General features: G+C 62.4%; 7 protein-coding genes. 1 reads left to right on the top strand and 6 read right to left on the bottom strand.

Going from position 1 to position 11,766, the window contains the following annotated elements:
- Positions 1 to 2: 2 nt before the first annotated feature.
- The 5 genes from MOP87_RS06445 to ppsA all read right to left on the bottom strand — a co-directional run bounded on the left by MOP87_RS06445 (position 3) and on the right by ppsA (position 5,444).
- On the bottom strand, positions 3 to 275 hold the full coding sequence (locus tag MOP87_RS06445; protein WP_023533663.1) for a hypothetical protein: 273 nt from the start codon (positions 273 to 275) through the stop codon (positions 3 to 5).
- Between the two features lie 87 nt (positions 276 to 362).
- Positions 363 to 1,358, bottom strand: coding sequence for a zinc transporter ZntB (locus MOP87_RS06440; RefSeq protein ID WP_088523054.1), 996 nt, complete (start codon positions 1,356 to 1,358; stop codon positions 363 to 365).
- A gap of 27 nt (positions 1,359 to 1,385) precedes the next feature.
- Complete coding sequence (gene rraA / locus MOP87_RS06435; protein ID WP_023533704.1) at positions 1,386 to 1,877, bottom strand: ribonuclease E activity regulator RraA; 492 nt, start codon at positions 1,875 to 1,877, stop codon at positions 1,386 to 1,388.
- A gap of 95 nt (positions 1,878 to 1,972) precedes the next feature.
- Positions 1,973 to 2,965, bottom strand: coding sequence for an alpha/beta fold hydrolase (locus MOP87_RS06430; RefSeq protein ID WP_232097737.1), 993 nt, complete (start codon positions 2,963 to 2,965; stop codon positions 1,973 to 1,975).
- A 103-nt stretch (positions 2,966 to 3,068) separates the two neighbouring features.
- Entirely contained in the window at positions 3,069 to 5,444 is a 2,376-nt protein-coding gene (ppsA, locus tag MOP87_RS06425) for a phosphoenolpyruvate synthase (RefSeq protein WP_027916540.1), read from the bottom strand.
- Positions 5,445 to 5,621: 177 nt separating this feature from the next.
- On the opposite strand from ppsA, the gene MOP87_RS06420 reads away from it, so the two are divergent.
- A complete protein-coding gene (locus MOP87_RS06420; RefSeq protein WP_027916539.1) occupies positions 5,622 to 6,440 on the top strand; it encodes a pyruvate, water dikinase regulatory protein in 819 nt (272 codons plus the stop codon).
- A 419-nt stretch (positions 6,441 to 6,859) separates the two neighbouring features.
- Here the strand turns inward: MOP87_RS06420 and MOP87_RS06415 are convergent, their stop codons facing one another.
- Positions 6,860 to 11,725 carry an NAD-glutamate dehydrogenase gene (locus MOP87_RS06415; protein ID WP_242810260.1) on the bottom strand — a complete coding sequence of 1,622 codons (4,866 nt, stop codon included), beginning with the start codon at positions 11,723 to 11,725 and terminating at the stop codon, positions 6,860 to 6,862.
- Positions 11,726 to 11,766 lie beyond the last annotated feature (41 nt).

Here is an 11,766-nt window from a genome sequence, read left to right as displayed (position 1 = left end):
ATTCAGTCGGCCTTATCAGCTTTGCTGCCAGCGGCAGCGTTGCGGGAAGAATGTCTGCGCACCGGCGCGACGTGCGCCGAGCCATTGTTGATGGCGATCATCAGCGCCTGGCTCCAACGGCCAAGCAAGCTGAACAGATCACCGGCGCCAACCTGACGGTTGGCGGTCTTGAGCACGCGACCCAGGCAGGCGGCATCATCCTGGTCATGGCGGTCATTGCCGGACGGGGATGCCTTGAGCAGGTCACGCAGGGATTGTTCGAACGGATCGTGCATGGGCACCTCGCGTAGTATCAGCAAGAGACGAGACGGCCTGGCGACGGGTCACACCTTGTGTCGACCAGGCTGCTGGCGCGCTGGTGGCTATACCCACTGCAAGCGCCGGAACAACCACCATTGCCCTGCTGCCAGCCCCAGCACCACCAGGCACGCCATGAGAAACCCGTAAGGGTTCTGCGCCCCAGGAATGCCACCCACGTTGATGCCCAACAGCCCGGTGATGAAGCTCATTGGCAGAAAGATGCAGGTGATGATGCCAAACCGGTACATGGTGCGGTTCATCCGTTCGCTGCGGCGGCGGTCTTCGCTCTCAAGCACCAATGCCGCACGTTCACGGGTCAGTTCGAGCTCTTCGAGATAGCGGATCAGGCTGTTGTTCAGCTCGTTCCAGTAATCGGCATCGACCTCGGCAAACCAGCTCCACTTGCTGCGTGAAAGATGTGCATAGATGTCGCGCTGCGGGGCCAGGAAACGTCGCAGCCCAGCCGCGCGGCGGCGGATCTGCTGCAAGCTGCCCTGATCAGGCAGGTGTCGCTCGTCAACCTCTACCTTTTCTTCTTCGAGGTCGACCAATTCGGACAGATCGCTGACCAAACCCTGGACTTTCTCGGTCAGCAGTTCGCCCATCAGCAACAGCAACTCGGAAGCTGTCTTCGGCCCCCTGCCCTGCTCCAGTTGCAGCAGGACTTCGTCGCTGGCCCGGAGCGGGCGCAAGCGCAGCGAAATCACGCGCTGGGCCTGGGCGAAGATTCGCACCGAAACCATGTCCTCAGGCTCGGCACCAGGGTTGAGGTTGACCCCACGCAGAAACAGCAACAATTGCTCGTCGGCCATCGGCAGCAAGCGCGGCCGAGTGTTCTCTTCCAGCAACAGCTCGCAGGCGAATTCACTAAGGCCACTCTCGCTCAGCAGCCATGACCGGGTTTGGGGGTGACTGCGGTCCCAGTGCAACCAGAGGCTTTGCTCAGGTTGCAGTTGCAAATCGGCCAGCTCGGTTCGGGCGATGGCGCGTGCCCCGCCCTTGCCATCGAGCACCAGGGCATGCACCAGCCCCCACTGCGCGTTGTCTTCCTCGAACATCAAAGCTCCATCAGCGCCAGCGGCGCGTCATTCCGGCATCTGCAACGGGCTTGGCGAGACCAGTACGCCGTTGTTGTCGGCGTACACGTATTCACCGGGCCTGAAGGTCACGCCCGCGAAACTCACCACGACGTTGAGGTCGCCAATGCCACGCTTGTCGGTTTTGAGCGGGTGGCTGGCCAGCGCCTGCACACCCACGTTGGTCTGGATCAGTGCGTCGACGTCGCGCACGCAACCGTAGATCACCAGGCCTTCCCAGCCGTTTTTCGCCGCTTTTTCGGCAAGCATGTCGCCCAACAGGGCGCGACGCAGCGAGCCGCCGCCGTCGACCACCAACACCTTGCCCCGGCCATCGAGTTCGACCTGCTCACGCACGAGCGAGTTGTCCTCGAAGCACTTGATGGTGACGATCTGGCCACCGAACGAATCGCGGCCACCAAAGTTGCTGAACATCGGCTCCAGCACCTGCACGAGGTCCGGATAGGCGTCACACAGGTCGGGCGTTACGTAATGCTGCATGGCAAGCTCCTGTCAGTCACAACGAAAGCGATTGAGGGCCAAGGCTACACCTTGGAGCACACCGCAGTCACCCGAGACCGCACGGTCAGCGCCTTTCATAGCGCGGGCACGAGCGCCAAGGCCTCGATGGACGCATGCACCGGCAACCTGGGCTCACGCAGCCAGCGTTCTACCAGCGGCCATACCTGCACGTGGGCAGCCTGGCTGGCCAGCATGTCCGCATGGCCAAAGGCATCGAAGCCCGCCGCAGGCCCAAGGCAGAGGAACTGCTTGTGCGCGCCACCGAGTTGCTCGAACAACGTGCGGCAGGCCCACGGCGGGCTCTGCTGGTCGGCCGCGGCTGCGACGGCCAGCGTCGGCACGTCGACTTGCGCAAGGCCTGCCCACCAATCGCCCTGCTTGTCGCCAAAACGCCCGATCAATCCATGCCAGCGCATGTGTTCCAAGGCAAGGCCGACGGGTTCATCCTCTGGCCCGCGCCCAAAGCGCGAGCCAGACAAATGCCCCCAGCGGCGCAGCAGCCAGCGCATGCCCCACACCACCGGAGGCACTTTCAACGGCCAGTAGCTGCGGCTTACCTGGGAACCGAATAGCGCCACACCCGACACATGCTGCGCAGCCAACGCGCCGCTCCCCAGGGCGACCGCCAAGGTAGTGCCGCCCAACGAATGCCCAATCCACAGCGGCGCCCTGCCCGCTTTCTCATGCACGAAGGCACCGATGGCCGGTACGTCGTCGCGCGCGTAGGCGGCCACCGTGTTCTGTGCCCAATCCCGATTGCGCGGCGACAGCCCGTGACCACGCATCTCGGGGATCCATACATCGAAGCCGGCCCGGGCCAGGTAGGCCCCAAGGCCACCGCCCTTGGGTGAATACCAGAAACGCCGATTGGAAAAGCTGCCATGCAGCAAGATGACCGGAATACCCTGGGCGGTGTTCTGGTCAGCCAAGCCCAGCCGGGTCACGGCCAGCTCCACGCTGGGATCGGGACCCAAGCCGGCCTTGATGCGATAGACGTCTTCACTGAGGTCGCCGCGACGCTCGGCACTGAGCAAGGCGACGGGAAATAATGTACTGCTGCTTTGCATAGGTCGGTTGCTTGTCGCACAAAAAAGGGCGAAATCCATCGCTGGAACTCGCCCTGGAAAAAACCAGGCGAGGGACGCCAGACGCCCCTCGCGTTTTGCGGTATCAGGTCGCGCTTTGGCCTTCGGCCAGGTAGAACCAGGTTTCGAGCACCGAGTCCGGGTTCAGCGATACGCTGTCGATGCCCTGCTCCATCAGCCATTTGGCCAGGTCTGGGTGATCCGAAGGGCCCTGACCGCAAATGCCGATGTACTTGCCGGCCTTGTTGCACGCCGCGATGGCGTTGGCCAGCAGCTTCTTGACCGCGGGATTTCGCTCATCGAACAGGTGGGCAATGATGCCCGAGTCACGGTCCAGACCCAACGTCAGCTGGGTCAGGTCGTTCGATCCGATGGAGAAACCGTCGAAGTATTCGAGGAACTCGTCGGCCAGGATGGCGTTGGACGGCAGTTCGCACATCATGATGACGCGCAGGCCGTTGTCGCCACGGGCCAAGCCGTTTTCAGCCAGCAGGTCGACCACTTGGCTGGCCTCACCGAGGGTACGCACGAACGGCACCATGATCTCGACGTTGGTCAGGCCCATTTCGTTGCGCACGCGCTTGAGTGCGCGGCACTCGAGTTCGAAGCAATCGCGGAACGCCTCGCTGATGTAGCGCGAGGCTCCACGGAAGCCCAGCATCGGGTTTTCTTCTTCGGGCTCGTACAGCTTGCCGCCGATCAGGTTGGCGTACTCGTTGGACTTGAAGTCCGACAGGCGCACGATCACTTTCTTGGGATAAAACGCCGCTGCCAGGGTGCTGATGCCTTCGACCAGCTTCTCCACATAGAAACCGACCGGGTCGTCATAACCGGCGATGCGCTTGTCGACGCTGTCCTTCAGGTCGGCCGGCAAGCCGGCGTAGTTGAGCAATGCCTTGGGGTGCACGCCGATCATGCGGTTGATGATGAATTCCAGGCGCGCCAGGCCTACACCGGCGTTGGGCAGCTGGGCGAAGTCGAAGGCGCGGTCCGGGTTGCCGACGTTCATCATGATCTTGAACGGCAGCTCGGGCATGGCATCCACCGAGTTCTGCTTGATGTCGAAGCCCAGTTCACCCTCGAAGATGAAGCCGGTATCGCCTTCGGCGCAGGAGACGGTCACGCCCTGCCCATCTTTGAGAATCTGGGTAGCGTTGCCGCAACCGACGACCGCCGGAATACCCAGTTCACGGGCAATGATGGCCGCATGGCAGGTACGCCCGCCACGGTTGGTGACGATGGCACTGGCACGCTTCATCACCGGCTCCCAGTCCGGGTCGGTCATGTCGGAGACCAGCACGTCGCCTGGCTGCACCTTGTCCATCTCGGAGACGTCGTTGATCACGCGGACCTTGCCGGCGCCGATGCGCTGGCCGATGGCGCGGCCTTCGACCAGCACGGTGCCCTTCTCTTTCAGCAGGTAACGTTCCATGACGTTGGCGCTGGCGCGGCTCTTCACGGTCTCAGGGCGGGCCTGGACGATGTACAGCTTGCCGTCGTCACCGTCCTTGGCCCACTCGATGTCCATTGGGCGCTGATAATGCTGCTCGATGATCATCGCCTGCTTGGCCAGCTCGTTGACTTCGTCGTCGCTCAGGCAGAAGCGGGCACGCTCGGCGCGATCGACTTCGACCGTCTTGACCGAGCGACCGGCCTTGGCTTCTTCGCCATAGACCATCTTGATCGCCTTGCTGCCCAGGTTGCGGCGCAGGATGGCCGGACGGCCAGCCTGCAGGGTGTGTTTGTGTACGTAGAATTCGTCAGGGTTGACCGCGCCCTGGACCACGGTTTCACCCAGGCCGTAGGCACCGGTGATGAATACGACGTCACGGAATCCCGACTCGGTGTCCAGGGTGAACATCACGCCGGCGGTACCGGTTTCGGAGCGAACCATGCGCTGCACGCCAGCCGAGAGCGCGACCAGCTTGTGGTCGAAGCCCTGGTGCACACGGTAGGAGATGGCACGGTCATTGAACAGCGAGGCGAACACTTCCTTCGCAGCACGGATCACGTTGTCCACGCCGCGGATGTTGAGGAAGGTTTCCTGCTGGCCGGCGAACGAGGCGTCTGGCAGGTCTTCGGCGGTGGCCGAGGAGCGCACGGCCACGGCCATGTTGTCGTTGCCATTGGCCATTTCGGCGAAGGCGGTACGGATCTCGGCATCCAGACGCGCCGGGAATTCGGCTTCCATCACCCACTGGCGAATCTGCGCGCCGGTCTTGGCCAGGGCGTTGACATCGTCCACGTCCAGGGCATCGAGCGCCGCATGGATGCGGTCGTTGAGCCCACTTTGCTCGAGGAAATCACGGTACGCCTGAGCCGTAGTGGCAAAGCCGCCCGGCACGGACACGCCGGCACCGGCAAGATTGCTGATCATCTCGCCCAGGGATGCGTTCTTGCCCCCCACATGCTCCACATCATGGACGCCGAGCTTTTCGAGGGAAACTACGTACTCTACCAAGGTGATCTCTCCACTAGCTGTATTGGAAAAGCTCAACGGCGCCCGCCTGTCTTCTTGACTGGGCCGGACGCATGTGGCCTGTACCTGGAAAATAAGTGAGAATGCCGACAGCCGCATTCGGCAAAGCGAACTTATCATAATCAAGAAACGTCATCATCACTAAGGCCCCGATCGCAAATGAAACGAACCGCGTTCTTCATCTCCGACGGCACCGGCATCACTGCCGAGACCCTGGGCCAGAGCCTGCTCGCGCAGTTCGAGAGCATTCCTTTCAGCAAATTCACCCGGCCCTACATCGACTCCCCCGAAAAAGCGCGCAACATGGTTCAGCAGATCAATGCGGCGGCCGAGCGCGACGGCATGCGGCCGATCATCTTCGACACCATCGTCAACCAGGACATACGCGAGATCCTCGCCACCTCCAACGGGTTCATGATCGACATCTTCTCCTCGTTCCTGTCCCCGCTGGAACAGGAGTTGACCGCCCATTCCTCGTATTCGGTGGGCAAATCCCACTCCATTGGTGGCAATTCCAACTACATGGAGCGCATCGAGGCGGTGAACTTCGCCCTGGACAACGATGACGGCGCTCGCACCCATTACTACGACAAGGCCGACCTGATCCTGGTGGGTGTGTCCCGTTGCGGCAAAACCCCGACGTGCCTGTACATGGCCATGCAGTTCGGCATCCGCGCGGCCAACTACCCGCTGACTGAAGACGACATGGAGCGCCTGCAACTGCCGGCGGTGCTGAAAAAGCATCACAGCAAGCTGTTCGGCCTGACCATCGACCCCGACCGGCTGACCGCCATTCGCCACGAGCGCAAGCCCAATAGCCGTTACTCGAGCTTCGCCCAGTGCGAATTCGAGGTGCGAGAAGTCGAGAGCCTGTTCCGCCGCGAGAACATTCCCAACATCAATTCCACGCATTTTTCGGTGGAAGAAATATCGGCCAAGATCCTGGTGGAGAAGGGTGTGGAGCGGCGGTTCAAGTAAGGCAGTGGCGGGCTTGTCTGTTGATGTCGTGGGGCGTGAGCGCAGACATCGTGAACAGCGCCCGTCTCTATCGTTGGCGTTTGGGTACTGCTCGGTGCCGGCGGCGGGCATTAGCGGCCTCGGTACTTGAGTCCTGTATCGCGGCCCCAGCGATCGTCATTTCATACCCAATCGCCCAACACCTCACCCACAAAAAAGCCCCGGCATCACGGCCGTAATGCTGTTCATTTAGGGCCCCTCCGCGACCCATCGCGGCACAAGGCCGCTCCCACAGTGACTACGTGACGCTTGAGTTAGCGGGCTCACTGGGCATCGTGGGAGCGGCCTTTGTGCCGCGATGGGCCGTGAAACGGCCCCAACACGCTTAAGTGAACAGCATTACGGCATCACGGCCGGGGCTTTTTCATTTCAGCAATGACTCAGGACGGCATTACAGTCGCCTGCCCACTCATGGCCAGATCGACCAGTTCGCGGTTGGCCACTGCATACATCGCGTAGTCATGGCCCGAGGCGCTGCGCAGGTCATCGAGCATGGCGCGCCAGCGCTCCACCATCACCCGATGCTGCTCGGCCCACAGCGCGACGCGGGCATCCATGTCCTGCGGTGCATCGGCCATCTGCAATACCGAGATGGTGATGGCGCGTTGTTGCAGGTCGATGTCGTCGCGGAAGGCTTCCCGAGCCAGGGCCTGCCAGTTGTTCTCCACCGGCAGATTGCTGATTTCCTGCAAGTACCAGGTCAGGTCAAGCGCGCTGCCCACGGCGAAGAACGCCTTGGCCACCTGCGCCGGCTCGTGACCGGTCACATCAGCCGCCTCGATGATCGGCAGCAAGGTGTACAGATGGCTGGTACCGGCCACCATGCGTGCCAACAGCTCCGGCACCCCCGCATCGACGAAGCTCTGGTAGCGCACCATCCAGCGTTCGCGGGTCGGGCCTTCGAGCAGTTCGTCGAGCTTGAGCCCAAGCTGGGCGATCTTCGGCCCAAAGTGGGCGCAATCACGGCCAGCGTCTTGCTCATTGCGACGGCTACGCAGGAACCAGCGCGTGGCTCGACGACCCAGGCGCATCAGTTCGTCCATCAGGGTCAGCTGGATCTCGGCGGGGACCTGGTAATCCAGCGCCTCGATCTGACGGAACCAGTGCGGCAGGTGGAAGATGTCGCGCACGATCACGTAAGCCCCGGCCACGTTGGCAGGGCTCATGCCGGTCGATTCCTTCAACCGCTGCACGAAAGTGATGCCCATGTTGTTGACCAGGTCGTTGGCGATCTGGGTGCTGACGATCTCGCGCTTGAGGCGGTGGCGGCGCATGGAGTCGGCGAACTTGCTGACCAGCGACGGCGGGAACGCGGTTTCCATGTCGCGGGTCAGGTAATCGTCGTCCGGCACCTGGGACTTGAGCAACTGCTCCTTCAAGTCGATCTTGCTGTAGGAGATCAGTACCGAGAGCTCTGCACGGGTCAGGCCCTGGCCGGCGGCGAGGCGCTCGGCCAGCTGTTCCTCGGAAGGCAGGAATTCGATGGCCCGGTCAAGCTTGCCACGGGCCTCGAGGTCGGCCATCAGGCGCTTGTACTCGGCAATGCGCTCGCGCACGCGACGCGCTGCCAGCGACAGCGCCTGGGTCTGCTTGTAGTTGTTGCCCAGCACCAGGCCGGACACTTCCTCGGTCATGCTACCGAGCAGCTGGTTGCGCTGCTTCTCGGTCATGTCACCACCCTGCACAACCTCGTTGAGCAGAATCTTGATGTTGACCTCGTGGTCGGAGCAATCCACGCCGCCGGCGTTGTCGATGAAGTCGGTGTTGGTGGCGCCGCCGTGCAGGCCGAATTCCACCCGGCCAAGCTGGGTCATGCCCAGGTTGCCGCCCTCGCCTACCACCTTGCAGCGCAGCTCGTTGCCGTTGACACGCAAGGCGTCGTTGGCCTTGTCGCCAACGTCGGCGTGGCTTTCGCCACTGGCCTTGACGTAGGTGCCGATGCCACCGTTCCAGAGCAGGTCAACGGGCGCCTTGAGCAGTGCATTGAGCAGCTCGGTGGGCGTCAGGCGGTCGGCCTCGATGGCGAAGCGTTCCTTCATCTGCGCCGTGATGGCGATGCTCTTGGCGCTACGCGGGAAAATGCCACCGCCTTCGGACATGATGCTGGTGTCGTAGTCGGTCCACGCCGAACGCGGCAAGTCGAACAAGCGCTTGCGCTCGGCAAAGCTGGACGCCGGCTCCGGGTTGGGGTCGATGAAGATATGCAGGTGGTTGAAGGCCGCTACCAGTTGCAGCTTGTCGGACATCAACAAGCCATTACCGAAGACGTCGCCGGCCATGTCGCCCACACCGATCACCGTGATCGGATCTTCCTGCACGTTGATGCCGCGCTCACGGAAGTGACGCTGCACGCCGACCCAGGCACCGCGGGCGGTGATGCCCATTTTCTTGTGGTCGTAGCCTGCCGAGCCACCCGATGCGAAGGCGTCACCCAGCCAGAAGCCATAGTCGATGGCGATGCCGTTGGCGATGTCCGAGAACGTGGCGGTGCCTTTGTCGGCCGCCACGACCAGGTACGGGTCGTCATCGTCGTGACGCACCACGCCGACCGGCGGCACGACGCCACCGTCCTTGAGGTTGTCGGTAATGTCGAGCAACCCCGAGATGAAGATGCGGTAGCACGCCACGCCCTCTGCCGCGATCTCGTCACGCGTGCCACCCAGTGGCAGGCGACGTGGCAGGAAACCACCCTTGGCGCCGACAGGTACGATTACCGAGTTCTTCACCTGCTGCGCCTTGACCAGGCCCAGCACCTCAGTGCGATAGTCTTCCTCGCGGTCCGACCAGCGCAGGCCGCCGCGCGCAACGTTGCCAAAGCGCAGGTGCACACCCTCGACCCGAGGGGAATAGACGAAGATCTCGAACTTGGGCACCGGCTTGGGCAGTTCGGGCACAAGCTTGGGGTTGAACTTGAAGCTGAAATACGACTTGTTTTGGCCGTTGGCATCGAGCTGATAGAAGTTGGTGCGCAGGGTGGCCTTGATCAGGTCCAGGTAGCGACGCAGGATGCGGTCCTCGTTGAGCACCTGCACCTCGTCCAGCGCATTGAGGATCGCTTGCTCAAGGCGCTGCTGCTTGTCCTCGAGGTCGTCCTGGGTCAGCTTGCGGGCCAGGTAGAAACGCGTCTTGAACAGGCGGGTAAGCTCGCGCGCGATGTCGGTGTGGTTGTTTAGCGTGCTGGCAATGTAGCCCAGGTCGAAGCCCAGACGGATTTGTTTCAGGTAGCGTGCATAGGCACGCAGCAATGCCACGTCGCGCCACGGCAGGCCCGCGGTCAGCACCAGGCGGTTGAAGGCATCGTTTTCGGCATCGCCGCCGACGATGTGGATGAATGCATCCTGGAAGGTGTCATTGAGCTCCTGGATGTTCAGGCTCAGGCCTTCGCTGTAGGTGAAGGCGAAGTCGTGAATCCAGTATTCGCGGCCATTGGCGTGGCGCAGTCGATAGGGGAACTCTCCCAGCACGCGCAGGCCGAGGTTTTCCAGAATCGGCAGTACGTCCGACAGCGCCAGAGGGGTGTCGGCGTGGTACAGCTTGCAGTGCAGGGTGCGCTCGCCAACCCGCGTGAGCGGCTGGTAGAAACTCATGGCCAGTGGCTTGCTTTCCGACAGGGCCAGCACATGCTGCAGGTCCACCACCGCCGAATGGGCGGCGAAGCGCTCGCGGTAGCCAGCCGGGAAGCCTTTGGGGAAATCGGCCAGGATGTTGGTGCCTTGGGCTTCGCCGAAGTTCTCCACGACCAGCGCCGAGAAATCGTCCTGCCAGGAACGGCAGGCCTGGATGACTTCACGCTCGAGCTGCTGCGGGTCGATGTCGATACGGTTCTTCGGGTCCACGCGCAGGATCAGCTGCACACGGGCCAGTACCGACTCGGAGAAGAAGGTCCAGAACTCGCAATCGCTGGCCTTCAGGCGTTCCATCAACACCTGCTGGATTTTCTGCCGAACCTCGGTGGAATAGATTTCACGCGGCACATAGGCCAGGCAATAGCAGAAGCGCCCGTACGGGTCTTTGCGCAGGAAGACGCGAATCTTGTTGCGCTCCTGGATCTGCACGATGGACATGACCGTGCTGAACAGCTCATCGACCGGCGTCTGGAACAGATCGTCGCGCGGCAGCACCTCGAGCACCTGCGCCAGTTCCTTGCCCAGGTGAGCCTTGGTATCGAAGCCGGAACGGCGCTCCACTTCGGCGACCTTGACCCGGATGTAGGGGATGGCGTGCACGCTTTCGCCATACACCGTGGAGGTGTAAAGGCCCATGAAGCGGTGTTCCTTGAGCACGTTACCCGAGGCATCGAGCTGACGGATGGACACGTAGTCAGGGTAGCCCGGGCGGTGTACCCGGCTTGGCAGCGCAGCCTTGGCGAAGGAGAGCAGCAGCGGCTCGGCCAGGTAGGCCACGGCGTAGTCTTCGATGCGCAGCTCTTCGGGGGTCAAGCCAACGCGCAGGCGACGCGGCAGCCCAAGGAACGACTGCGCGTCGTAAACCATCTGGCCACCGGCCTGATCGGCCTGGACGGTGAACTCTTCGTATCCCAGGAAGGTGAAGTGGTTGTCCAGCAACCACTCCAGGAACGCCTTGACCTCGCCCTTTTCGTGCTGGGCCGGCCCGTACGGGGTCTGCTCGACCAGCGCCACGACTTCACGCAGCTTGTCCTTCATCGGCTCGAAATCATCGACCGCCACGCGGACCTCGGCCAGCACCTGCTCGATTTCCCGAGCCAGCACGCTCAGCTCCGCAGCGTTGGCGCAGCGATCGATCTCCAGGTACATCAGCGACTCGTGCCCAACCCCTTCACCGTGGGTACCCTTGGGCAGCAGCTCCAGCAATTCGCCCTTGGCGTTGCGGCGCACGCTCAATACCGTGGTCTGCAGCGTATGAATGCTGTAGCCACGGCGGTTCAGCTCGGTGCGGACCGAGTCCACCAGAAACGGCAGGTCATGGTGCAGCACCTCGACGACCGTGTGGGTCGACTGCCAACCGTTGCGTTCGTAATCGGGGTTGTACACGCGCACCTGCGGGTGCTCGGGGTCGAAACGCTCGACGATGCGCCAGGCCGACAGGGTGCAGCCGGCCAGGTCGGAAAGCCTGCGCTCGGTGAGTTCGTCCAGAGAGATGATGCCGAAGAACTGTTCGGCGAACAGCGCCACTTGTGGCAGGGACTGTTCGCTGATGTGCTGCGCCAGGGCCGCTTGCAGTTGATGCTGGAAGTCGGCTTTGCTGGCCGCGGTGAAGAACGCCATCTGTGGTACTCCGCTTGGGCTTTGTAATAGTTGAAGCGTCG

Origin of the sequence: Pseudomonas sp. I3-I5 (assembly GCF_022699445.1) — a bacterium.
Classification (GTDB): Bacteria; Pseudomonadota; Gammaproteobacteria; order Pseudomonadales; family Pseudomonadaceae; genus Aquipseudomonas; species Aquipseudomonas fulva.
Note: the sequence above shows the minus strand (reverse complement) of the source record. Positions and strands in the feature narration are given on the sequence as shown.